34 protein-coding genes are annotated in these 26,389 nt (G+C 56.0%); 19 read left to right on the top strand and 15 right to left on the bottom strand.

The window, feature by feature from the left end:
• Positions 1-2: 2 nt before the first annotated feature.
• From flgK to ACR0IO_RS18115, 4 genes are all read right to left on the bottom strand, one after another.
• Positions 3-1,454 carry a flagellar hook-associated protein FlgK gene (gene flgK, locus ACR0IO_RS18130; protein WP_480743365.1) on the bottom strand — a complete coding sequence of 484 codons (1,452 nt, stop codon included), beginning with the start codon at positions 1,452-1,454 and terminating at the stop codon, positions 3-5.
• 33 nt (positions 1,455-1,487) lie between these two features.
• A complete protein-coding gene (locus ACR0IO_RS18125) occupies positions 1,488-2,783 on the bottom strand; it encodes a flagellar hook protein FlgE (protein WP_170336636.1) in 1,296 nt (431 codons plus the stop codon).
• Between the two features lie 97 nt (positions 2,784-2,880).
• A complete protein-coding gene (locus ACR0IO_RS18120; protein ID WP_155146719.1) occupies positions 2,881-3,720 on the bottom strand; it encodes a flagellar motor protein MotB in 840 nt (279 codons plus the stop codon).
• 92 nt (positions 3,721-3,812) lie between these two features.
• Positions 3,813-5,150 (bottom strand): FliI/YscN family ATPase, encoded by a 1,338-nt coding sequence (locus ACR0IO_RS18115; RefSeq protein WP_480743362.1) that lies wholly within the window; start codon positions 5,148-5,150, stop codon positions 3,813-3,815.
• Between the two features lie 86 nt (positions 5,151-5,236).
• Here ACR0IO_RS18115 and ACR0IO_RS18110 point away from each other — a divergent pair, with 86 nt between their 5' ends.
• From ACR0IO_RS18110 to ACR0IO_RS18070, 9 genes are read left to right on the top strand one after another with little or no spacing between them, the layout of a single operon-like run.
• Positions 5,237-5,626 (top strand): FlgB family protein, encoded by a 390-nt coding sequence (locus ACR0IO_RS18110; protein WP_480743359.1) that lies wholly within the window; start codon positions 5,237-5,239, stop codon positions 5,624-5,626.
• Between the two features lie 10 nt (positions 5,627-5,636).
• Complete coding sequence (flgC, locus tag ACR0IO_RS18105) at positions 5,637-6,023, top strand: flagellar basal body rod protein FlgC (RefSeq protein WP_480743357.1); 387 nt, start codon at positions 5,637-5,639, stop codon at positions 6,021-6,023.
• Between the two features lie 12 nt (positions 6,024-6,035).
• The gene (gene fliE, locus ACR0IO_RS18100) at positions 6,036-6,326 is read left to right on the top strand and encodes a flagellar hook-basal body complex protein FliE (protein ID WP_480743355.1); all 291 of its coding nucleotides are present in this window, start codon (positions 6,036-6,038) and stop codon (positions 6,324-6,326) included.
• A 3-nt stretch (positions 6,327-6,329) separates the two neighbouring features.
• Positions 6,330-6,602, top strand: a complete 273-nt coding sequence (locus tag ACR0IO_RS18095; RefSeq protein ID WP_155146712.1) for a flagellar biosynthetic protein FliQ — start codon at positions 6,330-6,332, stop codon at positions 6,600-6,602.
• The gene (locus ACR0IO_RS18090; protein WP_480743353.1) at positions 6,602-7,312 is read left to right on the top strand and encodes a flagellar hook-basal body complex protein; all 711 of its coding nucleotides are present in this window, start codon (positions 6,602-6,604) and stop codon (positions 7,310-7,312) included. The genes ACR0IO_RS18095 and ACR0IO_RS18090 overlap by 1 nt, the downstream gene beginning before the upstream one ends.
• A 24-nt stretch (positions 7,313-7,336) precedes the next feature.
• Positions 7,337-8,122 (top strand): flagellar basal-body rod protein FlgG, encoded by a 786-nt coding sequence (gene flgG, locus ACR0IO_RS18085; RefSeq protein WP_155146710.1) that lies wholly within the window; start codon positions 7,337-7,339, stop codon positions 8,120-8,122.
• Positions 8,122-8,538: a flagellar basal body P-ring formation chaperone FlgA gene (flgA, locus tag ACR0IO_RS18080; RefSeq protein ID WP_480743350.1), complete on the top strand. Its 417-nt coding sequence runs from the start codon at positions 8,122-8,124 to the stop codon at positions 8,536-8,538. Before flgG ends, flgA begins: the two co-directional genes overlap by 1 nt.
• Before the next feature lie 2 nt (positions 8,539-8,540).
• On the top strand, positions 8,541-9,269 hold the full coding sequence (gene flgH, locus ACR0IO_RS18075) for a flagellar basal body L-ring protein FlgH (RefSeq protein WP_480743348.1): 729 nt from the start codon (positions 8,541-8,543) through the stop codon (positions 9,267-9,269).
• Positions 9,270-9,278: 9 nt separating this feature from the next.
• Positions 9,279-9,812 (top strand): flagellar basal body-associated protein FliL, encoded by a 534-nt coding sequence (locus tag ACR0IO_RS18070; RefSeq protein ID WP_480743346.1) that lies wholly within the window; start codon positions 9,279-9,281, stop codon positions 9,810-9,812.
• Between the two features lie 42 nt (positions 9,813-9,854).
• Here the strand turns inward: ACR0IO_RS18070 and ACR0IO_RS18065 are convergent, their stop codons facing one another.
• The 8 genes from ACR0IO_RS18065 to ACR0IO_RS18030 form a co-directional block, all read right to left on the bottom strand.
• A complete protein-coding gene (locus tag ACR0IO_RS18065; protein WP_480743344.1) occupies positions 9,855-10,250 on the bottom strand; it encodes a hypothetical protein in 396 nt (131 codons plus the stop codon).
• The gene (flhB, locus tag ACR0IO_RS18060) at positions 10,247-11,335 is read right to left on the bottom strand and encodes a flagellar type III secretion system protein FlhB (protein WP_480743341.1); all 1,089 of its coding nucleotides are present in this window, start codon (positions 11,333-11,335) and stop codon (positions 10,247-10,249) included. Before flhB ends, ACR0IO_RS18065 begins: the two co-directional genes overlap by 4 nt.
• On the bottom strand, positions 11,332-12,102 hold the full coding sequence (locus ACR0IO_RS18055; protein WP_170336656.1) for a flagellar biosynthetic protein FliR: 771 nt from the start codon (positions 12,100-12,102) through the stop codon (positions 11,332-11,334). Before ACR0IO_RS18055 ends, flhB begins: the two co-directional genes overlap by 4 nt.
• Positions 12,099-14,186 carry a flagellar biosynthesis protein FlhA gene (flhA, locus tag ACR0IO_RS18050; RefSeq protein WP_480743336.1) on the bottom strand — a complete coding sequence of 696 codons (2,088 nt, stop codon included), beginning with the start codon at positions 14,184-14,186 and terminating at the stop codon, positions 12,099-12,101. The genes ACR0IO_RS18055 and flhA overlap by 4 nt, the downstream gene beginning before the upstream one ends.
• Before the next feature lie 9 nt (positions 14,187-14,195).
• A complete protein-coding gene (locus ACR0IO_RS18045; RefSeq protein WP_480743332.1) occupies positions 14,196-14,900 on the bottom strand; it encodes a lytic transglycosylase domain-containing protein in 705 nt (234 codons plus the stop codon).
• 72 nt (positions 14,901-14,972) lie between these two features.
• On the bottom strand, positions 14,973-15,401 hold the full coding sequence (locus tag ACR0IO_RS18040) for an Lrp/AsnC family transcriptional regulator (RefSeq protein WP_155146700.1): 429 nt from the start codon (positions 15,399-15,401) through the stop codon (positions 14,973-14,975).
• Positions 15,402-15,457: 56 nt separating this feature from the next.
• Positions 15,458-16,777 (bottom strand): MFS transporter, encoded by a 1,320-nt coding sequence (locus ACR0IO_RS18035; protein ID WP_155146699.1) that lies wholly within the window; start codon positions 16,775-16,777, stop codon positions 15,458-15,460.
• 3 nt (positions 16,778-16,780) lie between these two features.
• On the bottom strand, positions 16,781-17,044 hold the full coding sequence (locus tag ACR0IO_RS18030) for a metal-sensing transcriptional repressor (RefSeq protein ID WP_155146697.1): 264 nt from the start codon (positions 17,042-17,044) through the stop codon (positions 16,781-16,783).
• 132 nt (positions 17,045-17,176) lie between these two features.
• On the opposite strand from ACR0IO_RS18030, the gene ACR0IO_RS18025 reads away from it, so the two are divergent.
• From ACR0IO_RS18025 to ACR0IO_RS17995, 7 genes are all read left to right on the top strand, one after another.
• Positions 17,177-17,791, top strand: a complete 615-nt coding sequence (locus tag ACR0IO_RS18025; RefSeq protein WP_480743329.1) for a ribonuclease D — start codon at positions 17,177-17,179, stop codon at positions 17,789-17,791.
• Positions 17,788-18,756, top strand: coding sequence for a KpsF/GutQ family sugar-phosphate isomerase (locus tag ACR0IO_RS18020; RefSeq protein ID WP_480743327.1), 969 nt, complete (start codon positions 17,788-17,790; stop codon positions 18,754-18,756). The genes ACR0IO_RS18025 and ACR0IO_RS18020 overlap by 4 nt, the downstream gene beginning before the upstream one ends.
• A gap of 12 nt (positions 18,757-18,768) precedes the next feature.
• Positions 18,769-19,368, top strand: a complete 600-nt coding sequence (lptC, locus tag ACR0IO_RS18015; protein ID WP_170336666.1) for an LPS export ABC transporter periplasmic protein LptC — start codon at positions 18,769-18,771, stop codon at positions 19,366-19,368.
• A gap of 3 nt (positions 19,369-19,371) precedes the next feature.
• Entirely contained in the window at positions 19,372-19,863 is a 492-nt protein-coding gene (locus tag ACR0IO_RS18010) for an LptA/OstA family protein (protein WP_480743324.1), read from the top strand.
• Positions 19,863-20,621, top strand: a complete 759-nt coding sequence (gene lptB / locus ACR0IO_RS18005; protein ID WP_155146694.1) for an LPS export ABC transporter ATP-binding protein — start codon at positions 19,863-19,865, stop codon at positions 20,619-20,621. Before ACR0IO_RS18010 ends, lptB begins: the two co-directional genes overlap by 1 nt.
• 252 nt (positions 20,622-20,873) lie before the next feature.
• Positions 20,874-21,437: a ribosome hibernation-promoting factor, HPF/YfiA family gene (gene hpf, locus ACR0IO_RS18000; protein WP_039541074.1), complete on the top strand. Its 564-nt coding sequence runs from the start codon at positions 20,874-20,876 to the stop codon at positions 21,435-21,437.
• Between the two features lie 60 nt (positions 21,438-21,497).
• Complete coding sequence (locus ACR0IO_RS17995; protein ID WP_170336670.1) at positions 21,498-21,962, top strand: PTS sugar transporter subunit IIA; 465 nt, start codon at positions 21,498-21,500, stop codon at positions 21,960-21,962.
• A gap of 68 nt (positions 21,963-22,030) precedes the next feature.
• Here the strand turns inward: ACR0IO_RS17995 and dalA are convergent, their stop codons facing one another.
• Positions 22,031-22,546, bottom strand: coding sequence for a divisome-associated lipoprotein DalA (gene dalA / locus ACR0IO_RS17990; RefSeq protein WP_155146690.1), 516 nt, complete (start codon positions 22,544-22,546; stop codon positions 22,031-22,033).
• Between the two features lie 159 nt (positions 22,547-22,705).
• Between dalA and ACR0IO_RS17985 the strand changes: the two genes are divergently transcribed.
• Both ACR0IO_RS17985 and ACR0IO_RS17980 read left to right on the top strand, forming a co-directional pair.
• Complete coding sequence (locus ACR0IO_RS17985) at positions 22,706-23,305, top strand: L,D-transpeptidase (RefSeq protein WP_155146689.1); 600 nt, start codon at positions 22,706-22,708, stop codon at positions 23,303-23,305.
• 139 nt (positions 23,306-23,444) lie between these two features.
• On the top strand, positions 23,445-23,627 hold the full coding sequence (locus ACR0IO_RS17980) for a hypothetical protein (protein WP_155146687.1): 183 nt from the start codon (positions 23,445-23,447) through the stop codon (positions 23,625-23,627).
• Positions 23,628-23,700: 73 nt separating this feature from the next.
• Here the strand turns inward: ACR0IO_RS17980 and hemH are convergent, their stop codons facing one another.
• Both hemH and ACR0IO_RS17970 read right to left on the bottom strand, forming a co-directional pair.
• Positions 23,701-24,750 (bottom strand): ferrochelatase, encoded by a 1,050-nt coding sequence (gene hemH / locus ACR0IO_RS17975; RefSeq protein WP_480743319.1) that lies wholly within the window; start codon positions 24,748-24,750, stop codon positions 23,701-23,703.
• A gap of 55 nt (positions 24,751-24,805) precedes the next feature.
• On the bottom strand, positions 24,806-25,636 hold the full coding sequence (locus ACR0IO_RS17970) for a methyltransferase domain-containing protein (protein WP_480743317.1): 831 nt from the start codon (positions 25,634-25,636) through the stop codon (positions 24,806-24,808).
• Between ACR0IO_RS17970 and ACR0IO_RS17965 the strand changes: the two genes are divergently transcribed.
• The gene (locus ACR0IO_RS17965) at positions 25,617-26,381 is read left to right on the top strand and encodes a double zinc ribbon domain-containing protein (RefSeq protein ID WP_480743315.1); all 765 of its coding nucleotides are present in this window, start codon (positions 25,617-25,619) and stop codon (positions 26,379-26,381) included. The genes ACR0IO_RS17970 and ACR0IO_RS17965 overlap by 20 nt on opposite strands.
• The last annotated feature ends 8 nt before the right edge of the window (positions 26,382-26,389 follow it).

The raw sequence follows: 26,389 nt of genomic DNA, 5'->3' as shown, positions 1-26,389 counted from the left end.
GATCAAAGCCTCAGCAAAGTGTCCATCAGTTCGTCAACAACCGAAATGATCCGGGCATTTGCGGCGTAGACTTTTTCGATCTGCATCATCCGCTGTAGTTCCGCATCGCTGTCCACGCCCTGCTCGGTAACGAGCTTCTCCATCTCTAGCTGTGCACTGGCGGCAAATACCTTTCGCTCATCTGCGGTATGCGCATTTGCCCCTGCTTTCGACAGCAAGGCCTCGGTTATTTCTGCCGCGCGCATGTCACCGGTCCCGAAAACTGATCCTGAGACCGGGCGAGCATTGGTGAGAGCTGCGCGAAAGGCTTTGATTTGGGCTGCGTCACCCGGTTCTCCAGGTGTTGCGGCACCCAATCCAGTGCGAAGTTTCCAGCTGTCGCCGCCCGCATCCGGATCCGCAACAGTGTTCAAACCGATACGAGAGGCCAGGCCGGCTGGAGCGGTTGGATCGAACCGGTTGCCCTCATCCGTGAAAAGACCGGGATCTGTTGCGGTGGCCGTCGGGTCCAGGCCCGCGGTTTCATACCGCTCGATAAGGTCACGCGCGACGATGTCGAGGTTTGTCTGAGCTTCAACAGCAAGCTCATCCCGGATTTCAAACTGAGCCATCAAGGCGCCGCCGCGTATCTGGGCAGAACCCCCACTGGTTCTGACAGGTTGTCCATTGGCCTCAAGGCCGGACAACAGACCGTTCCCGATGGTCATGTGGGGTTTTGTTTCACCGGTGGTCGAAAAGGAAAACTCTACCGCCTGCCCTTCGAGCAGGATCAACCCGCCATCGGCATAAAGTGAGACGCGATCGTTTTCTCGTTCAACAACGTTGACCGGTACAAGATCGTTGACCTGACTGATGAGTTCCTGCCTTTGATCCAGCAGGGCACCTATGTCACCTCCTGAATTGCGTATCGATGGAATACGTGCATTCAGAGCCTCGATGTCTTTTAAGGTGGTGTTCAGTGTTAGAACCTGCTTGCCGATCGTTCTGTCTGCGTCTGACCTCATCTGTCGCAACCCTTCGGAGGCAGAATTCAGCTTGGCAGCCAGATCTCGAGCGCTGCGCGCTGCCTGATCAAGCCGTTCAACCGAATCCGGAAGGCTGGCGGCAGTGGTCAGGCTGCTTTCGAATTTGGCAAGGCGGGAGGCGAGAGATGCGGCATCATCAGCGGTTCCAACAAGTTTCTCAAAGCGATTGTGAAAATCCGAGGTCGCAGAATTGGCCGCCAGTTCTGCATTAGCGGTACGGAGATTGGCCATCAAAACCGGATTTTGATGCCGGGTCACGCCAACGACCCTTACCCCATTCCCGGAAATAGGGCTGGTCGCCAGTTCCAGCGATCTACGGGCGTATCCCGGTGTCAGTGCATTGGCGATGTTTCCGGAAACGACTGCAGCGCCCCGGCTGGCCGCAGTCAGACCACCTAACGCGTTGTTCAGGGCCGTTGACATGCTCATGGAACAATTCCTTTCGGTTGATCGCTAAGCTGATCAGCGTTTGATGTTGGTGGTTTCCTGCAGCATTTCATCGACGGTCTGTATGACTTTGGCGCTTGAGGAATAGGCGCGCTGTGTCTGGATCATCGATGTCAGCTCAGTTGCTACGTCGGTCGTCGATTCCTCGCGTGCAAATGAAACAAGGTCTCCGGTCGGGCCTTTTCCAGCGTCCCACAGGAAGAATTTGCCGCTGTCCCGCGATGGGGAATACGTCTGGCTGTCCAGGGCGTTCAGGCCGTTGGGATTGGGCACGTCCGCAAGTGGGATCTGGAACATGCGCCGGCTTTCGCCTGTGTCATAAAGCGCATAAACATAGCCGCTTTCGTCGACCTTCACGCTTGTCATCGTTCCCACGGCAGAACCGTCACGGGTGATGGATACCGGGGCAAATGTGTCTGACAGTTGGGTAATGCCATTGGAATCACCGATCTGACCAATGTTGATTTCCATCGGTCCGCCATCCACATTCACGACGAGACTGCCGGTGGCTGGATCATATGCGCCACCGGACACCGTGGTAACGCTTGCCAGGGTTCCCCCTGCCGTGCGGCTGTCGGTGAAGGTCAGCGTGTATTCCCCGATGATCGTTCCGCCCGATGCCGAGTCGCGCAGGATCATGGTCCATTCGTTGCTCGACCCGGTTGCAGGGACAGTTGGGCTCAGCTCAATGTTTACACTTTCTGACTTACCAAGATTGTCAAAATACTCGACTGACAAAGGCTGGTTGTCACCTGGTGCACCCGCATCAGTTGCTGTTGCGGGCAGGTTGAAGCGCAGATCCATCTTGGTCGTCGGAGAGCCTGAGAGTTTGTTGCGGCTGAACTGAACGGGCTCCAACGCGGCCGGAGTGTCACGCGGGACACTTGGGAACGATCCGTCTGGGGCCGCAGGCCAGCCAAGCAGCACCAGCCCGGATTCAGTCACCAGATACCCTTCGGAATTGGCGCGGAACGAGCCTGTGGTCGTCAGCAACATCTCTTTGGAACTTGAACCGATCTGAGAGCTGGACATAACCGGGAGCATCCCGCGCCCGCGTACGGCCAGATCCGTTGAATTGTTGGTGGTAATCAGCGAGCCACGTTGATCTATCAGACGCTGGCTGGTGGCCCGAACCCCCCCGGCCGAATAGGCGCCGCCCTGACCTGAATTGACCATCGAGTGGAAATCCGTCTCGACCCGCTTGTAGCCAAATGTCGATGAGTTGGCGATGTTGTCGGAAATGGTAGCCAACCTGTTGGCGTTGGCTTTCAGAGCCGCCACACCAGCATTCAGCGAAGAGGAAATTGTCATCGGCACGCCCTTCTGTTGCGTCAATCGTCGCAGCAACAGGTAACGTGCCAGCCCTTAACACCGCGCTAACATGTAAAATGCGTCCTATCCTGATCGACTAAATGTTCCTCAGGAAGATGATTTCGATCCTGTTGTTTCGGGTTGCCATGGGATTCTCAGCCACGAGTTCTCGATCCGCATGGCCCGTGACGCGGTTTAATCGTTCTGTATCAACGCCTTTATCCTGCAACAGCTGACGCACGACCTGTGCCCGTGATGTGGACAGATCCCATACCGGATTACGCGCCAAAACGATCGGGGATGAACGAACATGCCCATCCACGGCGACCGCGTTGGTCACAAGATCCGAGGACCGGGCAACCAATAGAGCCAGCGCTCGCATCATGTCGGTAGGATCATCCGTTCCCGATTCGAACAGCGGTTGATCGTCGGTATCGAATAATTCCACGACCAGCCCTTCATCAGTGACACGCGTAACTATGTGTTTGAGTACCTTATCTGACACCAAGCTTTCGCCTGTACGACCCAGCAATTGCGCCTCGAGCGAAGAAAAATCTTCGAATGCGCCTTTGCCGCCGCCTTTGGCATCAACGCCAGTAGACCCGCGTGCCTGCTTGGCCTCGGTCGGATTGCGATTGCTCGCGCCCGAGCCATCCATGACCATAGTTTTCTCAGAGAACATGTTGTTGCCGCCAAAGGCCCCGTCACCTCCGCCTGAAACCGGATTGACCGGGATCGTCGGCGAGAAATAGTCCGCCAGCCCCTTGCGTTGTTTTTCAGTCGTTGCGTTCAGCAGCCACATCAACATGAAGAACGCCATCATGGCCGTGACAAAGTCGGCATATGCGACTTTCCACGCGCCACCATGGTGGCCATCGCCACCGGACACACGTTTCTTCTTGATGATGATTGGCGCCGCATTGGATTGCGCACCCATCTCCACCACCTTTTTATCACCCGTTTCCGGGGTAGCAGCGCAGGTCTTAAGGTGGACTTAACACTTAAAATTGTCTGGATTTGAGCCGACCCCTATCTGGGAAGACCTGCTGTGGCACGCCGCAGGATCAGAGCCAGCCGATTAAAGCTGTTATTGATACCATCCGGATCGGTCTTTGCGAAAAAACTGTCCAGTTCTTCATGGACCCGAACAGCCTGGTCCAACAGCGGGTCGGCACCTTCGGCATAGAGACCTGCCTTGATCATAACCTCGGACTGTTCGTAGCTGCCGACAAGCTTTCGTGTTTCCGAGATGAGTTGGTTCTCCTCATCAGTCGCTGCCCTTGGCAGACTGCGTGAGACTGACCGACTGAGATCGATTGCGGGGAATCGGCCACGCTCCGCTATTTCGCGGCTGAGGACGACATGCCCATCCAGCACGCCGCGCAGAATATCGGCAACTGGTTCATCCATGTCCGACCCGGCGACCAGAACACTGAAGACAGCTGTGATATCACCCTGGTTCGACGTTCCGGGTCCGGCGCGCTCGCACAGGTTGGCGATCAGAGGGGTTACGGATGGAGGGTATCCGCGCAGAGAAGGGGATTCGCCCATTGCGACTGCGATTTCGCGGTGGGCTTCAGCGAATCGGGTAACCGAGTCTGCCAGGAACAGAACATTCAGCCCCTGATCGCGCAGAAACTCCGCGACAGACATCGCCGACCAGGCACAACGCCTGCGCGCCAAAGCTGACTGATCGGATGTGGCCGCGACGACAACGGACCGCTTCATCGCATCAGGCCCCAGAGCAGAACCTACAAATTCGTTGATTTCGCGCCCACGCTCGCCCACTAGCGCGATAACCACCGCATCTGCCTGCATAGAGCGGGCCAGCGTTGCCAGCAACGAAGACTTTCCAACGCCCGATCCCGCAAACAATCCGACTCGCTGACCCTGAACAATTGGAAGAACCGTGTTGAGTATCGCCAGACCGGTTGCCATCCGTTCACCAAGCGGTTTACGCGCGACGGCAGGTGGTGGTGATTGCATGATGTCGCGACTGTGCACCCCAGCCAGCAGCGGTTTTCCGTCCAGTGGCTTACCAAACGGGTCGATCACCCGGCCCAGCCAGTGCAGTCCCGGGGCAAAGGCTGGTGACTGCTCCAGACATACCCGGTCACCGAGGCTGACCCCATCGGGTGCGGCGCCGGGCAGCATATGAATATGGTCGGAATCGACGTGGAGAACCTCGCCAGAAAGATCTGGTCCCTCACGCCGCTGCAATGTCAGGCGATCTCCTGTCCGGGCCTGCTTGTTCAGGCCGGCGACCTCGATCACTCCGTTCGCCACGCCTGAAACGAGCCCGACATGTCGGACAGCTGTCATTCTGTCGAACTCATGTTTCAGAAGTATCGGGTCGAGATCGGTCATCGTGGATTCTCCAACGTTTGTTGAAAACGGTTTCTAAAGGAATCGGAGTTAAGCCTTGGTTGAAATCGATCGAGGGAGAAGCCCCGATGTTCTATGACCTGAACGTCTTTAAAACAGCGTACGCTATGGCAACCCATGCAGGGCAACGGCAGGCTGTCATCTCACGCAACATGGCCAATGCGGACACGCCGGGCTACCAGCCACGCGATATCGAGGCCTTTCAGACAGCTTTTGAAAACTCCGTTCGCGAAACCGCAATGGCCGCAACCCGGCCCAGCCATCTGCACGGTGGTGGCCTGGTCGGACAAACATGGGCCGAACACACGGCGAAGGCATCGTCTGATCCCAACGGCAACGGCGTTTCGTTGGAGGAAGAGATGCTGAAGGCGGTCGAGGTCAAACGGCAACATGATCGCGCCCTGGCCATATACCGTTCATCCATCGGCGTTCTGCGCACCAGTCTTGGCCGGGCCTGAGGGGTAGACCATGAGTGATTTTTCGCATTCCCTCAGTGCTTCGGCCAGTGCCTTGCGTGCACAAGCTGCAAGGTTGCGGCACGTGTCCGAAAACATCTCTAACGCCGATACGCCCGGATACCGCCGCAAGACGGTCCCCTTCGAAGCGATTGATCAGGATGGCCAGCAGTTGGTGCAGGCTGGGCGCGTCAAACTCGATCGCCGGGACCTGAGCCGCATCTATGACCCCAGCCATCCGATGGCAGATGATACCGGCCATTATCGTGGCTCGAATGTCGATCTGATGATCGAGATCGCGGACGCACGTGAAGCGCAGCGCAGCTACGAAGCCAATCTCAAGATGTTCGACCAGACCCGTCAGATGTCGGCGAGTCTGATGGATCTGTTACGTAAATAAAGGAAAGCCAGAATGGATATCCGATCACTGAATGCCGCGCAAAGCTATGCATTTGCGCGCCCTGCTACACAGGCCGACCCCGATCACGGCGGCATCGCGCAGGGACTGCGATCCACGTTTCAGGATTTTGCAGCAACATTGAAGCACAGCGAACAAGTCGCACAGTCTTCGATGGTGGGTCAGGCAGATCCTCATGCGCTGGTGCAGGCCTTGGCGCAAACGGAACTGGCAGTCGAAACAGCCGTGATTGTCCGCAACAAAGTGGTCGAGGCCTATCAGGAAATCCTGAGGATGCCGGTCTGATCAATGCTGAGCGAGGGTCTGTTCTATGACATCGTGCGCCAGGCGCTGTGGGTTGCGGTTATAACGTCGGTCCCGATCCTGGCGGTCGCACTGGTCTCGGGTTTGGTTGTGGGTCTGTTTCAGGCTCTGACTTCAGTTCAGGAAATGACGCTGACCTTTGTGCCAAAGCTGATCGCCATCGTGATCGTGTTCTGGATTTCGATGGGCTTCATGACCCAGACCCTCGTCACCTTCTTCACATCGACAATCATCCCACTCATCGCAGGAGGGCGCTGATGGACACCGCCTATGTCACCTTGTCCCGACAATCGGGTCTCATGAATGAAATGCGGCTGGTGGCGAACAACATCGCCAACGCCAATACGACCGGTTACCGGCAGCAGGGGCTGGTCTTCTCGGAATTCATCCGGGACATGCCCGATAACCCCTCACTGTCCATGAGCCGAGCAGAGGCGCGCAATACCTCCTTTCAGCAGGGCGTTTTAACTGAGACCGGCGGACAATTCGATTTCGCGATCGAAGGAGATGGTTTCTTCATGATCGAAACACCCTCTGGGAACCGCCTGTCGCGGGCCGGCAGCTTTTCCCCGAACGCCGAGGGCGATTTGGTGACAATGGACGGTCACCGTGTGCTGGACAGCAATGGAGCCCCGGTTTTCATTCCACCTGATGCGGCATCAATCGATGTCGGCAGCGATGGAACGTTGAGTGTGGACGGCCAGTTGTTGGGCCAGATCGGTGTTTATCAGGTGGCTGATCTCAACGAACTGGTGCGTGAAGGCAGCACCCGGTTTCGGCCGCAGGGTGATGTGGAGCCTGTCGAGCAGCCGGTCGTTCTTCACCGGTTCCTCGAAGGATCGAACGTCAACGCCATCGAGCAAATGACCCGCCTCGTCGAAATACAGCGCGCCTACGAGCTGGGGCAGAGCTTTCTGAAATCCGAAGACGACCGGGTTCGGGGAGCGTTCAAGGCCCTGATGCGCTGATCAGAAAACACAGGAGTACACCATATGCGTGCCTTGAAAATTGCCGCGACCGGCATGACCGCGCAGCAGATGCGGGTCGAAACCATCTCGAACAACCTCGCGAATATGAGCACCACAGGCTACAACGCCCGGCGCGCTGAATTTGCAGATCTGCATTACCAGCAGATGTCCCGAGCCGGAACTGTCAACGCCAACGACGGGACGGTTTTGCCGACGGGCATTCAATTGGGGCTTGGCGTCCGGCCTGCTGCGGTAACGGTACAGCTGGCTCAGGGTGCTCTGACTGCGACCGGGAGCGATCTGGACATAGCGATCGAAGGCCGTGGATATCTGGAGGTCAGTATGCCCAATGGGCAGCCCGGATATACCCGCGATGGCAGTCTGAAACGATCAGCCGAGGGGTTGATCGTGACGTCCGATGGATATGCTGTTGCACCGGAAATCACGATTCCGGATGACGCCCGATCCATCTCGATCAATGCCTCGGGTGAGGTCTACGCATATTTCGCCGACGCCGCTGAAGGACAGCTGTTGGGCGAGCTGACACTGGCCAGTTTCTCGAACGCCAAGGGTCTGGAGGCGGTCGGCAGCAATCTGTTCAAAGAGACCGAGGCATCCGGTGCGCCGGTGGTCGGTACTCCGGGTGAGGACGGGTTGGGTACGTTGCGACAGGGTTACCTGGAAGGCAGTTCCGTTGATGCTGTGCGCGAATTGACAGAGCTGATCGAAGCGCAGCGCGGTTATGAAATGAACTCAAAGATCATTTCAGCCGTCGACCAGATGATGGGCGCCACAACGCAGGTAAGATGATGCGAATCCTGTTCCTGATAGCTCTGCTTCTTGTGCCGATGATGGCCTACGCTGACATAGTCGTCTCGGTCCGCACCATTCGCGCCAAGGAAGTGATTTTGGCGTCTGATCTGGAAATCAAATCAATTGATGTAGAGGGGGCGGTCGTGGATCCGGGCATCTTGGTAGGGCAGGAGGCCCGGGTTGCTTTGTATCCCGGACGGCCCATTCGGGCAGCGGATGTTGGCCCGCCGGCAATCGTGGATCGCAACGATCTGGTCACTCTGGTTTTTGGCCGGGCGGCGCTATCGATCACGGCAGAAGGTCGCGCACTTGGTCGCGGCGCAGTGGGCGAGCGCATCCGGGTCATGAATCTTTCATCCCGAACCACAATCACAGGCCGCATTCGGCCTGACGGGCAAATTGAGGTCAACTGAAAATGAGATTTACCAAACTTACGATATGCGCCCTGCTAGCTGTCTCTGCTTGTGGTCGCCTGGATCACCTTGGCAAACCCCCCAGTCTGACGCCGAACACGGATTCACCCGAACATGTTGCAATGCTCTGGCCCGGGCTGCCATTGCACACGCAACCTCAGCGTGCAGTCGACCGGTCATCGCTTTGGAGTGGGGGTCAACACTCGCTCCTTGGAGATCAGAGGGCAATCAAAAAAGGGGACATCATGACGGTCGTGATCGAGTTGGACGAAAAGGCTGAGATCACGAATGATACAAACCGGTCTCGTACCGGGTCAGAAAGCCTCGCTGTGCCTGAGCTGTTTGGGTTGCCGCAACGTGCGGCTGATCAGCTACCAAACGGGGCATCACTGGACGAGGCAGTTTCGATCGATTCTGCTTCGGTCAGCAAGGGCAAGGGATCAGTCAAACGCAAAGAAAAGCTGACGCTCAGAGTGGCAGCCACGGTGATCGATGTACTGCCCAATGGGGTCCTGTCGATCGCCGGATCGCAGGAGTTGCGAGTGAATTTCGAGCTTAGGGAGTTGTTGGTCTCGGGTTACGTCCGGCCCGAGGACATCTCGCGTCAAAATGAAATCACCTATGACAAGATTGCGTCTGCCCGGGTGTCCTATGGCGGTCGTGGACAGATCACAGATGTCCAGCAACCGCGATATGGGCAGCAGATACTTGATACAGTGTTGCCGTTCTGAGGTGCCGATGTGATCAAGAAACTAGTTCCCGTAGCTTTCCTTATGGTTGGTTTGGCCGTTGGTGTTGGGGTCGGAGTGTTTTTAACGCCTGCCCAGAAAGCCGACGCTGAAAAAGGGTCACAAGATTCAGAGTACAAAGAGGCCAAGGGCGAAGATAAGTCCAACGCCAAGAAGCTAGATTCCGACCCCAAAAAATCGATGGAAAAGTCAAAGACCGAGGATTTTGAGTATCTGAAGCTTACCAAGCAGTTTGTGGTCCCGGTGGTGAACAGCGAAGAGATATCGGCCCTTGTGACAATGTCGGTCAGCCTGGAAACCCGCCCGGGTATTTCCGAAGCGTTTTATGCCGTGGAACCAAAATTGCGGGACAACTTTCTTCAGGTGCTGTTTGATCATGCAAATACGGGCGGGTTTGACGGCAATTTTACCCATTCGGACAATCTTTCTGTTCTGAGAAAATCCCTGCTGGAAGTCGCGCAAAAGGATCTGGGCGATGACGTGTCACGTGTTCTGATCATGAGTGTTAGCCGGCAGGACACATGAAACTTTAGTCGGCGGATTATCATAATGCGCCGACTGCAGATTTCAGAGGTCCAGTTGCTCCAATAAAGCCCTCTGTTGCAGGCTCTGGTGTTTCTTTCGAAGCCGCTGGGAAAGGCTGGTAACCGCCTGCTTCTTACCAAACGCCAGTTTCAGCTCCTCCATTGCTGTAATTTTTTGGGAACGGATTCGGGCCAATTCCATATTGAGCTGCCGCCGTGTGGCGGACTCCCAACTACCCCAAAGAACATCAGTTCCTGTGACCCGGTAACCATCAGTGTCAGCGCTGCCTGCGCGCACCTCTGCTACCTGAGCGTCCAGATTTGAGAGCTGTTTCTGTATGTGAGCTTCGGCTTCCAAAAGCGGTCGAAGCTTCTGATATTCTCTCTGAAACGCAGCATCCGTCACGGCTGCAAGGTTCTTGATGTGCACCTGTGTCATCTGATTTGACCTTTGGCCCGTTTACGCATCGCTTCGGCAAACCGAATGGCGGCGGCGACAGGGCGATAGTGCTCCTCCGCGATCTCTTGCCCGATCTCGACAGTCGCGTGTATCGCCCGCGCGGTAGGGGGATCGGAATGGATCGGAACACCCGCTTCTCCGGCCACAGCACGTATCGAAGCCGCGACTTCGTCTACGCCCTTGGTGACACAAACAGGCGCGGACCCAGTTGCTCGCGACCATTTCAGCACAACCGCGTAGTGAGTTGGATTGACGATAACCACATCGGCCTTTGGCACATCGGCCATCATCTGGTTTGTCGCGATGTCCTGGGCACGTTGGCGCCGTTGTTGCTTCATATGCGGATCACCTTCGGCATCCTTGGATTCATCCTGAAGCTCTTTGCGGGACATACGGTTCTTCCGCATGTGTTCCGAGTATTGCCAGAGATAATCTACCACACCGATAATCAGAGCGACTGCAATCACAATAAATAAGAACCGGAACAGCAGGTTCGTCATCAGCAGGATCGAGGATTTGGCCGGGGCGGCAGAGGCAGACAATATGTCAGTAAGGTTGGATCGAAGAAAAAGCGTCAGGCAGGTGCCGTAGATGAGCAATTTAACAAAACTCTTGGCGAATTCGAAAAGACCGCCGCGTCCAAATTTGTTTTTGGCATTCGAGGTGATTGATATGCGGGACAGGCGTGGCTTGAGTTTACTCGGCGCGAAGATCAGGGCGCGCTGTGCGATCAGGCTTAGTAAAACGGCGGCGGCCGGTAGGGCGAACAACACCGAAACCGGAAGCAGAGCCGCCGACAACAATCCGCCGACGGGCCCTGCTGCGGGACCAGTCGTGATGAGCGATGAAATTTGATGCGATTGATCAATTAAGACCACAAACACCGCGCCCAATTCCTGGGCTGCATATGATCCAGCGGCCAGCAGGGCAATCAGCAATCCGGTATAGCCGGCAACAACAGACAGGTCATTGGATTTGGCAACCTCACCCTTTTCGCGGGCTTTCTGCAGCTTTTGCGGAGTGGGTTCGAATGACTTGTCGCTCTCGTCGTCTGCACCGCTCATGGAACACCTATTGGGTTGCCAAAAAAGTCGAACAAGGCATCGGACCAGACTGAAAGGATCAGCGGTGTTCCGGCAAACAGCAAAAACAGTCCTGCGAACGTAATTGCTGGAGCACCGACAAAGGCGACCATGAGTTGTGGCATGGCCCGGTTAATCACGCCGAGCGCAAGATTGTAGATAAGCGAAGCGATCACAAATGGTGTTGCCAGAGCAAAGGCCAGTCCGAAGCTGCGCGAAACTTGCATCACTCCCCAACCAGACAGATCGGGTGCAGGTAGCACTGTGCCCATGGGGAACAGCGTATAGCTATGGATCAGGAACTGGGCTGCGCGAATATGTATGCCCAGCAAAGCTGCCAGCGCCAGTCCCGCGATCGTCAACAGATATCCCATGGCTGGTACGGGTTCGACCGCCGCCCCACCGAGAATTTGGGACAGAGATGTTGCCTGTGCTGCAATGGAGCCGGCAGTTTGCAGGGCCAGAACGAACAGCCGCAAACCCATGCCTAATGCCAGACCGGTCAATATCTCGCTCCCGATCAAAGTGATCATGGACCAAAATGCAGGCGTGATCTCTGGGGTCTGCAGAGCAGGCGCAACGATAATGGTAAAAGCCGCAGCGATGCCGAGTTTGACGCGCACAGGGATGCTTCGTTCGCCAAATGTCGGCAGGAGCGAAACCAGAGCCGAGACGCGCAGAAAAACGGCAAACATCTGCCATAAACCTTCGCCCAAATGCGCAAGTAACTCAGGTGGTATGGCGATCATGCAGGAACGGTTCCAACCAGGGCGGGTCGCGCTTCGAGGCCGATCTCTTCAAATGAGAGAACCGGGTTTGAAACGCCCCGTGCGTGCATGATTGTGCGTAGCAATCTTCGGCGTCGGGTCGATGTCACCAGCGCAGGAAACAGCCCGTTGTCAGCCGATTGAGCGACGCTGCTGACAACGCCATCTGCGAGTTTGTTAAACAGGTTCGGCGGCAGGGCCACGTCCAGCCCGGCATTTGGCGCATCGATCTGATAACTGGCAAATGTATCCTCCCATTCCGGGGCCAGCTGGATCAGGGGGATCGATCCATCTTCGCGCTTCATGTCAGACACCAGTTGAAAGCCCAGTCGTTGCCTTACCAATTCACAGATTGCTTCGGGCTGCGTTGCAGTCAGACGGGCTTCGGCGATGCTTTCCAGAATCAGCGCCATGTTTCGTATGGACACCTTCTCCTCGAGCAGCAGCCGCAGAACCGCGTGCAGGGTATCGATTGGAACTTTGTCCGGGATAAGCTCATCCAGCAGTTTGCGATTGGCCTCGGCGCGGATCGGGTCACTGAGACGTGTCATTTCCGACAAAAGCTTGCGCAGCGATTTCAGGGTTAGCAGACGCGGGAAATTCTGTTTAATGATCTCAAGCAGGTGGGTGGCCAATATCTCGGGCGGGGTGACAATGGTTGCACCGCTCATTGCCGCCGCCTCTTGGTCTTTGGGCAGAATCCAGCGGGCGGGGGCGCCGTAGACCGGTTCAGTTACATCATTTCCTTCCGGCAAAAGATCCAGATCATCCTGAACCAGCGCCAACACAAGATCAGGATTCAGAACTCCTCGCGCCTGTTCAACTCCCTGCACCCGGACCACATAAGTGCCCATTGGCAGATCCGCGCGATCCGTCAGACGTATCTCAGGCAGGATCAGGCCAAAGCTCGAGGCAACATAGGTGCGCATGTTGGCGATACGTGCGTCCAGACCGGTGCCGGGATTCAGAACCATGCTGACCAGATCCGGTGCGAATTCCAGATGCACATCATCCAGATCCAAAATGTCACCTATTGCCTGAGAGACCGGCGCGTCCGCTTCCGGCGACGGGGTCTCGGCCACAGCCTGTGCGGTTCTCTGTTTCTGATAGACGTTATAGGCCGCGTATCCCAATACACTGGCGCCAAGGATGAACGGCAGAAACGGCAAACCGGGTACCAGCGCAAACAGTATCATCAGGACCGCAACAGTCCCCAGCGCAGCGGGATGTTTGCCCAGTTGCGAAAAGATGGCGTTGTCTGTTGCCCCCTGGGTGCCACCCCGCGCAAGCAGCAGTGCCGATGCGATTGATATAATCACCGCAGGAATTTGAGAGACCAGACCGTCACCCACTGTTAGAATAGCGTAGGTTTCAAAGGCTGAAGTGACCGGCATTCCGTGCACGATCACGCCCATCACCAGCCCCATCACCAGATTGAGCAGCGTGATCAACAGTCCTGCGATTGCATCACCTTTGACAAATTTCGATGCGCCATCCAATGAGCCGAAGAACGTGGTTTCCTGCTGCTCGCGTTCCCGACGTTCCTTGGCCTGTTGATGGTCAATGGCCCCCGCAGACATATCGCTGTCGATGGCCAGCTGTTTGCCGGGCATACCATCCAGCGCAAAACGGGCACCAACCTCAGCCATACGGGCCGCGCCCTTGGTGATGACCATGAAATTCACGATCAGCAGCACGCCGAATACAACCAGACCCAGAAAGACGCTGCCGCTCATGACAAACTGAGCAAACCCCTCGATGACGTCGCCAGCAGCATTTGGTCCGGTATGCCCCTGACCGATGATCAGTTTGGTAGAAGAAACATTCAACGACAGACGCAGCATCAGAGACGCCAACAGGATTGTCGGAAAGGAGGAAAAATCCAGTGGCCGTTCAATGAACAAGGTCAGCGTAAAGATCAGGATCGCCAGCGCGAATGAGGCCGCAAGGCCAACGTCCAGAACCCAGGCGGGCATCGGCAGAATCATCATGACGATGATCGTCATCAATGCCAGTGCCAATAAAACAGTGGGCGAGAACAGGGAACGGGCGTCAATGCGAGGCACGTAAAGCTCCTAGTTGAAAGCGATAAAGGCGGAGGCTGATCCGGCGGTCGGAACCAAAGACCCAAGCGGGCGCCGCTGTGATTGAGACTGCGCTGGGTGAAGAGGGATCAGGGGTGCAGCAGCAGCCGTGAACGGATCGCGACTGCTGCCCCTAACGTGCGTTGGCAACGTGCCATCCAATTTCGCCAGAACAGTTTGAAAACGGGCCGAATATGCATCGGCAAGTTCTGGTGTTCGGGAGTGGTAGGCCCCTGCAGCGGCAGGCCAAGATCCAAGCTCGATATAAAGCTCCTTGAGGAACCGCGCTGCATAAGTTGCATTCTCATCCGGGTCGAACATCGCATCAATCGAACGGAATGCTTTGCCATGCCAGCGGTAGTTGATCTGGAAGCAACCAACATCGAAACTGCGCGCACCGGATTTGAAGACTTCAAAGAGATAGGACTTGGCTTCGATCTCGGAGTTGAACCAGAAACCCCTGCCGTTCAGATTGACTGTCCAGGGCCAGGGTTGCAGATGATCATCCCGCATACGCCCGGTTTCGACCCGGGTGATCGCCTGCAGGATTTCGAGTGGTACACCTTCTGAGCGTGCAGCGCGCTGGGCGGCCTGATCACAGATCCCGCCAGTTCGGGCATCTGGCATGGCAAAGGCCACATGTGCCACCAATGCTTGCGAGAAAATCAGGAGAAGTGGGAATTTGATATCTGGCATTCTGCCGGTCCGGGATTCTGATCGATCCCGAACAAACTAGCCAACTATCGGTTTACAGACGGTTATCGCGTCTCAGCTTCGATCGATGCGACGACCGAATACGACGCTGGTATTCGTGCGCAGGACGCCTGGGATTTTGGCCAGGTCGTCGACCAGAATGTCCAGATCTTCGATCCGAGGCGCTTCTGCCGACAGCAGCAGGTCAAACTCGCCATTGATCGAGAGGCACAGCTTGACTTCCGGGTAGGCCTCAAGCCGTTTGATGATGCGGGTGGTTTCTTTCTGCTGGACTTCCAGCAAAACGATGACCTGAACCTTTGGTGTATCCTCGGCCTGACGCAGCTTTACCGAATAGCCAGCGATCACGCCGCGCTCTTCCATACGGCTGATGCGCTCATGAACGGTTGTTCGGGCAACCCCAAGCGTCGCGGCGATGCGGGTGGTCGAGTCGCGCGCGTTATGTTGCAGGGCGGCAATGATGCGACGGTCTAGCTGATCCATGAAAGCTCCGAGTCGGGCAGGGCGTAACCCGGTTTATGGCAGTTTGGCGCCCATGCTCAAGATTTGCGCGGATAGCTGGGGTGCAGATCATCGATAATGATAGGGTGTTCGTGGGTGGCTGAACCGGCCACATGTGGGTGATCCTTTGGAAGATCGGGGTGGTCATGCTGGACCGGACCATGATCAGTGCGCGGCCACGCGATCAGCGCGCCAAGAACCCCAAAGACTGCGGCGGTCGCCATCCAGGCCAAAGCAACAGTTGCGCCATAACTGGTCATGAGCCACCCGGCCAGCGGATAGAGCACCAGCCAGCAGGCGTGAGACAGGGTGAACTGCGCGGCAAACACCGCCGGACGATCTTCTGCATGGGCCGAGCGGGTAAGCAAACGCCCGGAAGGTGTCAGGGTTGTAGAGTATCCGAAGCCCACAAAGGCCCAGATCAACGTTAGCAGCATCAAAGAAACAGGAATTGCAGCCGCAAGCAGGGCCGCAATTGCCATAGCCGCAGTTCCCAGAGCTGCACCGGTCAGCATAACTTTGCGATCTTCTATTTTTTGCAGCAGTGGAGGCAGTGCAAAGGCCGCCAACATGGAACCTCCACCAAATCCGGCAAGTGCGACGGCGACGGCGCTTTCGGAGAGGCCCAGATCAGTGCGCACGATCACGACCGTGTTGACGATGACCATCGAACTCAGCGCTGCAGCGCTCCAGCTGAGGGCCAATAATCCGCGCAGCCGCGGCGTTTTCAGATAGATGCGAATGCCGCGAGTCGTGCGGTCGTATATCCCGCGACGCTCCTTTGGTTTTGGCGAGGGGAGTGTGACCGATACAACCAGCAGTGCCGAGGCGACAAAACCAATGCTGGTGCCCCAGAACAGGCTGTCAAAGCTGACCAGCAAGAGCAGCGCAGCGGCCAGCATTGGGCTGAGCAGGCTTTCCATATCAACGGCTAGGCGGGACAGGGACAGCGCTTTGGTATAATCCTGCTCATCCGGCAGAACATCGGGGATCGTCGCCTGAAACGCAGGGGTAAATCCTGCAGAAGCGGATTGCAGTACAAAAATCAGAACATAGACCTGCCAGACCTCAGTGACGAACGGCAGGCAGACAGCAACCGCTGCACGCACAAGATCCAGCGCGACCAACATTTTACGTCGATCCAGTTGTTCTGCGAAAGCCGCCGCTAATGGGGCGATTGTTACATAAGCCACCATTTTGATGGTTAAAGCTGTCCCCAGAACCATACCCGCAGCATTTCCGGCCAGATCATAAGCCAGCAGGCCCAGCGCAATCGTGGCCAGTCCGGTTCCCGTCAGGGCGACAATCTGTGCCGCGAACAGATGGCGGTAAGTGCGATTTCTGAGAATGCTCAGCATTGGTTACAGGTACTTTGTGATGGTTTTGAAATCGTCGATGCCGGAGCGGTCACTGTTGGTCTCGGGCGAGAGACAGTGATCGATATGATCATGGATCAGAACACGCTTGGCATTGGTTATGGCTTTTTCGACCGCAAACAGCTGCTGCGCAATGTCGGCACAGGGTGCGTGATCTTCGAGCATGGCAATAACCTTGGCCAGATGCCCATGTGCACGTTTCAGACGCGCCGTGATCTGTGGATGAGATTCGTGTGTGTGGTTTGTCATGAATTATCCTTATCCCCCCCATAGGGATATTGTCAATTCAGGCACGCTCAGCCGGCGGGCTTGTACCGAGAGCGTTGAGTTTATGGGCCAAACCTCCTATCTCGGGGTCGATACCGCACAAAGGAATTTTTCGTGGCCAACCACCTGTACAAGAATGACCTGCCGGATGGGCTGGATCTGGGTCCCGTCGTAGCGATCGATTGCGAAACCATGGGGCTGAACCCGCATCGGGATCGCCTGTGTGTGATCCAGATGTCGGGCGGTGATGGCAACATCCACATCGTTCAGGTCGAAAAGGGGCAAGCTGCAGCACCAAACCTGTGTGCCATGCTTGAAAACCCCAACGTGTTGAAATTGTTTCACTTCGGCCGTTTCGACATCGCCGCGATGTATCATGCGTTCGGCGCGTTGGCGGCCCCGGTTTATTGCACCAAAATCGCAAGCCGGCTTGTACGCACCTATACCGATCGGCACGGTTTGAAGAACCTGTGTCAGGAATTGCTGGGTATCGACATCTCGAAGCAACAGCAGATGAGCGACTGGGGAGCTGAAACACTGACAGATGCCCAGCTGGAATATGCCGCATCCGACGTTCTTTATCTGCACCGCCTGAGGGACGAGTTGAACAAACGTCTGGATCGCGAGGATCGGGCTGAGATGGCTCAGGCCTGTTTTGATTTTCTGCCGATGCGTGCGAAACTTGATCTCGCTGGCTGGCCCGAAACGGATATTTTTGCGCACTCATGACCGACAACGAGTCTTTTCTGAAAACCGCAAAGCAGGTCGTCACTGACGAGGCCCGCGCGCTTGATGCTCTTGCGGGCAGCCTCGATCAGGATTTTGCCGAAGCGGTGCAGATGATCCTGCAGGCTACAGGCCGTATCATCGTCAGCGGTATCGGCAAGTCTGGCCACATTGGTCACAAGATTGCTGCAACGCTCGCCAGCACCGGCACGCCCGCCTATTTCGTGCATCCGGCCGAAGCCAGCCATGGTGATTTGGGCATGTTGTCCAAGGGCGATGTTGTCCTCGCGATTTCGAATTCGGGAGAAGCGCCTGAACTGGCAAACCTGCTGGCCTTTACACGCCGTTTCGGAATTCCGTTGATCGGATTGTCCAGCAAGCCCGAAAGCACATTGATGAAACAGGCGGATGTGCATCTGCTGATCCCATCGATGGGCGAGGCCTGTGGGTTTGGCATGGTGCCATCCATATCGACAACACTGACGCTGGCTATGGGCGACGCCTTGGCCATCGCGTTGATGAAGTATCGTGACTTCAAGCCCGAGAATTTCCGGGATTTTCATCCGGGCGGCAAACTGGGCGCACAGCTCAGCAAGGTGCGTGATTTGATGCACACCGATATTCCTGTCGTTCCGTCTGGCACGCAGATGAGCGAAGCCCTATTGGTCATGAGCCAGAAGGGGTTTGGTGTCGTTGGTGTAACCGGCGAGAATGACCGTCTGTTGGGCATCGTCACTGACGGGGACCTTCGCCGCCATATGCAGGGGCTTCTGGATTTGACTGTCGATGAGGTCATGACAACTGATCCCCGCACAATCGGTCCCGACGAGCTTGCCGAAGGTGCGGTGGCATTGATGACCATGCAAAAACCGAAAATCACATGTCTGTTTGTTGTTGATCCCGCGTCCGGTGGTCGGGCCGAGGGCATCCTGCACATCCACGACTGTCTGCGGGTCGGTTTGGGCTGACGGGAGGCTGAGGTGGACCGTTATTCACGTATGGTGCAACTCCTCAAGGTTTTGCTGCCTCTGGCGGCAATCCTGTTGCTGTCCACTGTTTTTCTGCTGTCCAGAAGTATTGAGACTAATGTCTCTGTGCCCTTCACCCAGCAGGATATCGACGCGCGCCTCGCGGACCAGCTGGTGACACGCCCCCACTATCGGGGAACAACCCGCAAGGGCGAGGACATTCAGGTCGAGGCTATTCAGGCAACACAGGGCACCAATGGTGATGTTCCGACAGCCACCGAGTTCACCGGCCGCTTTGGTTTACTGAATGGTGGAGTAATCACTCTGGATTCCAATACCGGCTCGATCCGTCCGGACAAGGGGACCGCTACTTTTGTCGGGGATGTCGTCATTACCACAACCGACGGTATCCGGGTGACGACTGATTTGCTGAACACGTCGCTTGATGAAATTCGCGGCGACACACCGGGTCAGGTCGATGGAACCGGTCCAATCGGCAATTTTACGGCAGGTCGCATGACCTTCGGGACAGAAAAAAAAGACGGTCCGGTCCATATTCTTTTTACAGATGGCGTTAAGTTGGTATATGAGCCGGAAAAAGCAGAAAGATAACCTGTGTTTGATTTACGTGTAGTCCCAGTTTGCATTGCCCTGGCCTTTGGCGCGGAATCAGCGACCGCCCAGGAAACACAGGTTGCGTTCGGTTCGGCTAAGGCCGACCCTACACTTCCGGTCGAAGTCACCTCTGAAACGCTTAACGTAAACCAGGAAGACGGTTCAGCCGAATTCATCGGCGACGTCATCGTTATTCAGGGTGAAATGCGCCTCACGGCAGAGCGGGTGCTGGTGATCTACAACGAAGGCCGATCTGCGATCGAACGCATGGAGGCCACCGAAAATGTAGTTCTGGTCAGCCCACCAGACGCTGCTGAAGGTGACTGGGCCGAATACACCATCGATTCAGGTGTGATTGTGATGAAAGGCAACGTGTTGCTGACACAGGGGCCGAGCGTAATCAGTGGCGATGAGATGGTTGCGAATCTGACGTCGGGAACCGCAACCATGTCTGGTCGCGTGAAGACAATTCTTCAACCAGGTGGGAATTGATGAACCAGCCGAAATTGTCTGTCGCCGAAGGATCGTCCGGTCTGCGCATTGAAAAGCTGCGCAAATCCTATCGTAAAAAGACGGTAATCCGCGACGTGACCATGACGCTGGACCGGTCTGAAGTCGTCGCGCTGCTTGGGCCGAATGGCTCTGGCAAGACAACGACCTTTTATTCCGTGGCCGGCCTGGTCTTTCCCGAAGCTGGTACTGTCACGATCGACGGACAGAATGTGACTACCCTGCCGATGTACCGTCGCGCCCGCATGGGAATCGGATATCTGCCGCAGGAAATGTCGATCTTTCGCGGCATGAGCGTCGAAGACAACATTGCAGCGGTTCTTGATATCACGGTCAATCATGCGCATCGGCGCAAAGAGCGCCTGGAAGAACTGCTTTCGGACTTTTCAATCGAACATCTGCGTCGTGCTCCGGCGCTGGCCTTGTCTGGTGGTGAACGCCGTCGCGTTGAAATTGCACGCTGTCTTGCTGCAGATCCAAAATATCTGCTTTTGGATGAACCTTTTGCCGGTGTTGATCCTATCAGTGTCGGCGACATCCGGCATCTGGTGGCTGATCTTAAAAAGCGCGGAATTGGTGTTCTGATTACGGATCATAACGTGCGGGAAACGCTGGAAATTGTGGATCGCGCTTATATCCTGCATGACGGTCAGGTTCTCATGTCTGGCACACCGGATGAGGTGGTCGAAAACGAGAATGTGCGCCGAGTTTATCTGGGTGAAAACTTCAGAATCTCATAGGCTTGCGCGGAATTGCGCCGGTTGCATGGCGGAAATCGCGTATATACACACCTGTTTTGATTGACTCTTCCCTCGCCTCTTGGCTCAATTGGTGCATGGCATTTTTTCGGTTCCAGTCTGGATCTCGATGTCCCTTCTTCGAAGGGCAGGTCCGGAGACTACCACAAAAAATGTCGCTACCCCCCACCCGATAAAAACAAGTTCGTCACGTAACGTGACGTCAGAATGGGTGTGAATTGTGAAGGAGATCACATGCGTTACCAAATCAGCGGAAAACAGATCGACATCGGCGCGGCCCTGCAGACCCACGTGCAGACCGAGCTGGGCGAGGTCGTAGGCAAGTATGCCCAGCGGCCAACGGACGCCAACGTCGTCTTTTCCCGTTCAGCGCATGAATATGTATGCGAAACCACAGTGCATCTTTCCACTGGCCTGACGGCTCAGGCCAAGGCTCACGCAACCGAAATCTACGCAGCTTTCGAAGGGTGCTGCGACAAGATGGAAACACAGCTTCGGCGCTACAAACGTCGGCTGAAGGACCATCATAAGGATCGTTCTGAGCCTGTTGAACTCTTCGGGGCCTCGTCATATATCCTCGCCTCTGACGAATCGGAGACGGCCGACGAACCCGAATCCCTGCAGCCGATGATCGTGGCTGAGATGGAAACGAAGATTCCATCGCTGAGTGTGGGTGAGGCTGTCATGCAAATGGAACTTGCAGGTGCACCCGTACTTGTGTTCCGGAACGAGAATAAGGACGGATTGAATGTCGTGTACCGTCGGGAAGACGGAAACATCGGCTGGATCGATCCTTAAGAGGCAAGGATAGCGGCGAACCCCCGCATATCAGCGGGGGCGTCGCCATGGAGCGTTATCATGGAGCTTTCGAGCATTCTGAAGCCCGAGGCAGTGCGTGTTCTGTCGGCCGCTTCCAGCAAGAAGCGGTTGTTTCAGGAAATCGGCGATGTCGCAGCAGGCACGCTTGGGCTTGAGGCACAGGAAGTTGTGGACAATCTGCTTGAGCGCGAAAGCCTCGGCCCGACTGGTGTTGGGCATGGGGTTGCGCTGCCGCACGCCCGTTTGCCGGGTTTGGAGTCTGTTGCCGGTGTCTTTGTGATGCTGGAAAAGCCAATCGATTTCGGCTCGGTCGATCGCCAGCCTGTTGATCTGGCATTTTCCCTGTTTGCGCCCGAGGATGCGGGTGTGGACCACCTGAAGGCGCTTGCATTGGTATCACGCACACTCAGAGATACTGCAGTTTGTGCAAAACTCAGGGCCAATCCCGATCCGGTGAAGCTCTACGCGATTCTGACGGCCGCGCAGTCCATGCAAGCCGCTTAATCACTGCCAAATAAAAAAAGACCCCCTGTTTTATGGGGGTCTTTTTTGTTTCAGGATATGAATTCAGATCAGCCGCCGCTTCCCATTTCCAGCGTCCACCAGATTTTTCCGCCACTTTCCTGATGCCAGGCAAAACCCATCTGCGTGGCCTTCGGGTCCATGATGACTGCACGCGGTCCGGGCTCCTGCATCCAGGCGGCCAGTGTTTCGGTTTCGGTCTCATAGGTTTCCGAAATCGCTTCACCCAGGAAGGTGCCATAATATCCGGCGCGGGCGGCGCGATCGATCGGCGATGAACCATCCGATCCAAAGTGCCAGGGCCGGTTTTGTCGTGACATATCTTTGGCATGGGTTGCTGCGGCGGCGTTCAGTTGTGAATTCAGCTGTACGGACTGCAGACCGGAGGCCTGACGTAGCGCGTTGACCGAATCGAGCATGCGGAACTGGATTTTGTCCGGGTTGCCGCGAATCTTGTAAACGGTGGGCAGAGGACGACCATCTGCCCCCAATGCGGTGGTTCCGGTGTCCGTACATGCCGCCAGCGCGACAAAGCAAATAAACAGTAAAGAAACGATACGCGTCATGATGGGCCTGATAATTGTTTCGACAAGGGGAATAGCCTGCCTTAACGTTCGGAGCAAACGCGCAGTGCCTGAATCGTGCGTGATTCTGCCGGTTTGATTTGCGACTGAAGCATTCTGGCAATAAAATACATCAGATTTTATAACAAAGGACCGCTTGCCATGGTCAAAAAGAATATTCGTTCGACAACCCGCCGTGGTTTTCTCGCTGGCGCGTCTGCCGCCCTGGCGACGCCTGCCGTAGCCCAATATATTCCCGGAGATCCTCTGCGACCCGCGCCGGAAGCAGAGCCAGCGGTTCGCCGTAATGTATCGGGGTTCAGGGCGCTGGATTGGCAGCCTTACTTCTCGAACACCAACAATGGTGCAATTCTGGTCGATACCGTGTCGCGGGCTCTGCACTATTGGTCAGCAGACCAATCGACCTACAAACTTTACCCTTCATCGGTGCCATTGACCGAGGAACTGACCCGCAGAGGGCGTACCAGCGTCATCCGCAAGGTCGAAGGTCCAAGCTGGTCACCAACGCCTTCGATGAAGAAGAGAAATCCGGAATGGCCCGACTATATTCCTCCGGGACCGGATAACCCCTTGGGAACACACGCTTTGTACCTGAGTTGGAAGTACTACCGCATCCATGGAACGCATGACACCCGCAAAATCGGGCGTCGGTCGTCCAATGGCTGCATAGGGTTGTTCAACGAAGACATCGCTGAGCTGTTTTCAATGGCGAAGGTCGGCACGCAAGTGTTGCTAATTTGACGACATTTTCGCGCACGAACCCGCTTGTGGCTCAAGTTGCAATTGCATTCCAACCGCATAGCTGATTAGAAAAAACCACGAGGTAAGTCTTGGGTGTGCGGTTCCGATTGTTGGAATCGCGCAAATTCTGGAGGTTAATATGAAGAAACTCGTTCTCGCCGCTGCACTGACCGCTGCTGCTTCGACCGCATCTGCTGGCAACCTGGAAGAGCCGGTTGTTGAGGCACCTGTTGTTGTTGAAGAAACTCAGGGCACATCGCAGGGCATCCTGCTGCCGCTGATCCTGCTGGTCGTAGTTGCCGCAGCTGTTGCAGCAAGCTAATTTGACGAGAGTCATCAAGAGAAAAGGCGGTGGAGTTTCCACCGCCTTTTCTTATTTCTGACATCTGGTTTGTTCAGTCCAGCCAGCCGCGCAGGTTATCTTCGATCACTTTGCCCAGTGCCGATATGTGGGCATCCTGATCGTTCAGGCACGGAATATAGGTGAATGTCTCGCCTCCGGCCTCTTCAAAGCTCTCGCGAATCTCTTCGTTGATCTCTTCCAGCGTTTCGATGCAATCGGCGGAAAAAGCGGGCGCAATCACCGCGATGTTCTTTTTCCCTTGCTTCGCAAGGTCAGCCACATGATCCACTGTGTAGGGTTTGAGCCATTCTTCCGGTCCGAATCGTGACTGGAACGTCGATACCAGCTGATCATCTGACCAACCCAGCCGTTCCTTCAGCAATCTGGAGGTTTTGACGCATTGGCAATGATACGGATCACCCTGTTGCAAGTATCGCTCGGGCATTCCGTGGTATGAGCACACCAGAACATCGGGCCTGGTTTCCATCCCGGCATAGGCTGTTTCGACGGATTGCGCCAAAGCATCGATATAAGCCGGTTCACCGAAATAAGCCGGAACCGTCCGGCTGGCAGGCTGCCAGGCCTCTTTCATCAAGGCGCGAAAGAACTCGTCATTTGCCGTTGCCGTCGTAGCCCCGGCGTACTGGGGGTACAGTGGGAAGAACAGAATGCGATCGCATCCTTCGGCAACCATTTGCCGAACCTTTGATTTGGTCGAAGGATTGCCGTAACGCATGCAGAAATCCACCACCACCCGGCCCCCATACCGCTCCTGCATCGCTGATTTCAGCTTGGCGGTCTGATCTTTGGTGATGGTCATAAGCGGGCTTTCGCCCTTGTCGTGATTCCAGATCGATTTGTAGGCTTGGCCTGAACTGAATGGCCGCTTGGTCAGAATTATACCTTGCAGAATCGGCTGCCATTTCCAGGCCGGGTAGTCGATGACCCTCCTGTCTGAAAGGAACTCATTCAGGTATCGGCGCATGGGCCAATAGCTGTAGTCGTCGGGCGTTCCCAGATTTGCCAGCAGGACACCAACGCGGCCCATCTTGATTTTGGGGTGATCGGCTTTGGCGTGCACGGGGCGGGTGGCATCAAGCATAAGAAGCTTCCTGAAAATTAGGTTCGCACCTGAGATAAATGGAATTGGCCGATCGTCAATCGGGCAGTTTGCCCTCATCGGTTCCCAGAGCTTCAGCCAACCGCATCTGAGCCGACCCGGGACGCAAGGGTTTGGGCTGGCTTTCATCGGGTGACCAACCTGTCAGGCAGATCAGTTCGAATGTCGCGGATAGCCGACCATCAGGTACCGGGAAGTGTGAGCGGTATATTTCTTGGGCTTTACTGAAAACCGCCCGATGCGTCGGGTGCCTGAGGCGCTCAGTCAGAGCGTTGTTTTCCCCCATCGCCCGCAGGTCGCGCATCAGGTGCCAGATGTCACGGTATCGCGCAGTGAGTGGGAGTTTGTCTGCTACGGGCAGCGCGAGCCCGGCGCGCTGCAGCAGACCTCCCAGATCGCGCAGTTCTGCCATGGGCGCGACACGAGGGCTGAGGCCACCTGTTACTTCGACTTCGGCTTGCCCGAGCGAAGCACGCAGTTCATGCAGGGTTTCGCCGCCCAGACAGATCACAAGCATCAGCCCGTCAGGTTGAAGGGCCTTGTTACATTGGATCAACTGGCCCACCGGATCGTTCGCCCAATGCAAGGCCATGGCATGGATCACAAGATCATGAGATCCAGCTTGCAGGTCGAGCACTTCGTCATCTCGGATGATCCGGGCATCTGGAATGATGTCACTCCAGATATCAGCAAACGGGCTCACAATCGCTGGTGCTGTAAAGGTTTTGTTAACCAAGGAAAGACGATCCTTGATCTCATCAATGGCCGCTTCGTGAAGGAACAGCGCATCCTTGCGGGCACGGGTGCGGTGCATAGCAAGGCTCTTGCGGTCAAACAGAGAGGGTGCATTGGGCGCAGGCAATTTCATAGGCCGCAAGTATCGCATCTGGCAGCGGATTCAAACCGCTGTCGAGCTGATCTATCCTCCTCGATGCATGGGATGCGGGGAATTGACGGAGTCCGATTTCGGACTCTGCGGCTCTTGTTGGCGTGATACGCCTTTTATCGGTGGAGTGGTTTGTGAAAGCTGCGGAACCCCTTTGCCCGGGGATACGGACGATCATCGGATTGAATGCGATGATTGTATGGATGTGCCTCGGCCCTGGCGTGATGGGCGGGCGGCCCTGCTGTATGAGGGAAAGGCACGGTCCTTGGTCTTGGCATTGAAGCACGGGGATCGGCCGGAGTTGGCTCGACCCGCTGCGCGTTGGATGGCGCATGCAGGGCGCGAAATTGTCGCGACAGATATGCTCATTGCACCTGTACCGCTCCATTGGTCACGGCTGATTAAACGTCGCTACAACCAGTCAGCTCTGCTGGCGCAGAACCTCGGGCGCGAAACCGGTCTGCCTGTGTGTCCCGATCTGCTGGTTCGTAAACTGCGTACTCCAGTACTGGATGGCAAGACCGCAGCAGAGCGGGCTGAGGTGCTGATGAATGCCATATCCGTACATCCGAAACGTGGTCACCATCTGGCAGGGCGGGATGTATTGTTAGTGGATGACGTCATGACGTCGGGCGCGACATTGTCGGCCTGTGCGCGCGCCTGCCTTGCATCAGGCGCAAATCATATTTTCGTGTTGGCACTGGCACGCGTTGCCAAGGATGCCTAATTCGCTCA

The sequence above is a fragment of the Ruegeria sp. CE12 genome, assembly GCF_056537525.1.
Note: the sequence above shows the minus strand (reverse complement) of the source record. Positions and strands in the feature narration are given on the sequence as shown.

Excerpts from the sequence above, each read along its gene's own strand:
- ACR0IO_RS17985 (WP_155146689.1), top strand. The coding sequence starts at position 22,706 with ATGGTCAAAAAGAATATTCGTTCGACAACCCGCCGTGGTTTTCTCGCT.
- dalA (WP_155146690.1), bottom strand. The coding sequence starts at position 22,546 with ATGACGCGTATCGTTTCTTTACTGTTTATTTGCTTTGTCGCGCTGGCG.
- ACR0IO_RS18055 (WP_170336656.1), bottom strand. The coding sequence starts at position 12,102 with ATGATCGCCATACCACCTGAGTTACTTGCGCATTTGGGCGAAGGTTTA.
- flgH (WP_480743348.1), top strand. The coding sequence starts at position 8,541 with ATGAGATTTACCAAACTTACGATATGCGCCCTGCTAGCTGTCTCTGCT.
- flgG (WP_155146710.1), top strand. The coding sequence starts at position 7,337 with ATGCGTGCCTTGAAAATTGCCGCGACCGGCATGACCGCGCAGCAGATG.
- fliE (WP_480743355.1), top strand. The coding sequence starts at position 6,036 with ATGGATATCCGATCACTGAATGCCGCGCAAAGCTATGCATTTGCGCGC.
- lptB (WP_155146694.1), top strand. The coding sequence starts at position 19,863 with ATGAACCAGCCGAAATTGTCTGTCGCCGAAGGATCGTCCGGTCTGCGC.
- flhB (WP_480743341.1), bottom strand. The coding sequence starts at position 11,335 with ATGAGCGGTGCAGACGACGAGAGCGACAAGTCATTCGAACCCACTCCG.
- hpf (WP_039541074.1), top strand. The coding sequence starts at position 20,874 with ATGCGTTACCAAATCAGCGGAAAACAGATCGACATCGGCGCGGCCCTG.
- ACR0IO_RS17995 (WP_170336670.1), top strand. The coding sequence starts at position 21,498 with ATGGAGCTTTCGAGCATTCTGAAGCCCGAGGCAGTGCGTGTTCTGTCG.
- ACR0IO_RS18065 (WP_480743344.1), bottom strand. The coding sequence starts at position 10,250 with ATGACACAGGTGCACATCAAGAACCTTGCAGCCGTGACGGATGCTGCG.
- ACR0IO_RS18020 (WP_480743327.1), top strand. The coding sequence starts at position 17,788 with ATGACCGACAACGAGTCTTTTCTGAAAACCGCAAAGCAGGTCGTCACT.
- flgC (WP_480743357.1), top strand. The coding sequence starts at position 5,637 with ATGAGTGATTTTTCGCATTCCCTCAGTGCTTCGGCCAGTGCCTTGCGT.
- ACR0IO_RS18120 (WP_155146719.1), bottom strand. The coding sequence starts at position 3,720 with ATGGGTGCGCAATCCAATGCGGCGCCAATCATCATCAAGAAGAAACGT.
- flgA (WP_480743350.1), top strand. The coding sequence starts at position 8,122 with ATGCGAATCCTGTTCCTGATAGCTCTGCTTCTTGTGCCGATGATGGCC.
- ACR0IO_RS18115 (WP_480743362.1), bottom strand. The coding sequence starts at position 5,150 with ATGACCGATCTCGACCCGATACTTCTGAAACATGAGTTCGACAGAATG.
- flgK (WP_480743365.1), bottom strand. The coding sequence starts at position 1,454 with ATGAGCATGTCAACGGCCCTGAACAACGCGTTAGGTGGTCTGACTGCG.
- ACR0IO_RS17980 (WP_155146687.1), top strand. The coding sequence starts at position 23,445 with ATGAAGAAACTCGTTCTCGCCGCTGCACTGACCGCTGCTGCTTCGACC.
- ACR0IO_RS18035 (WP_155146699.1), bottom strand. The coding sequence starts at position 16,777 with ATGCTGAGCATTCTCAGAAATCGCACTTACCGCCATCTGTTCGCGGCA.
- ACR0IO_RS17970 (WP_480743317.1), bottom strand. The coding sequence starts at position 25,636 with ATGAAATTGCCTGCGCCCAATGCACCCTCTCTGTTTGACCGCAAGAGC.
- ACR0IO_RS18030 (WP_155146697.1), bottom strand. The coding sequence starts at position 17,044 with ATGACAAACCACACACACGAATCTCATCCACAGATCACGGCGCGTCTG.
- ACR0IO_RS18110 (WP_480743359.1), top strand. The coding sequence starts at position 5,237 with ATGTTCTATGACCTGAACGTCTTTAAAACAGCGTACGCTATGGCAACC.
- ACR0IO_RS18045 (WP_480743332.1), bottom strand. The coding sequence starts at position 14,900 with ATGCCAGATATCAAATTCCCACTTCTCCTGATTTTCTCGCAAGCATTG.
- hemH (WP_480743319.1), bottom strand. The coding sequence starts at position 24,750 with ATGCTTGATGCCACCCGCCCCGTGCACGCCAAAGCCGATCACCCCAAA.
- ACR0IO_RS18095 (WP_155146712.1), top strand. The coding sequence starts at position 6,330 with ATGCTGAGCGAGGGTCTGTTCTATGACATCGTGCGCCAGGCGCTGTGG.
- ACR0IO_RS18125 (WP_170336636.1), bottom strand. The coding sequence starts at position 2,783 with ATGACAATTTCCTCTTCGCTGAATGCTGGTGTGGCGGCTCTGAAAGCC.
- ACR0IO_RS18040 (WP_155146700.1), bottom strand. The coding sequence starts at position 15,401 with ATGGATCAGCTAGACCGTCGCATCATTGCCGCCCTGCAACATAACGCG.
- ACR0IO_RS18090 (WP_480743353.1), top strand. The coding sequence starts at position 6,602 with ATGGACACCGCCTATGTCACCTTGTCCCGACAATCGGGTCTCATGAAT.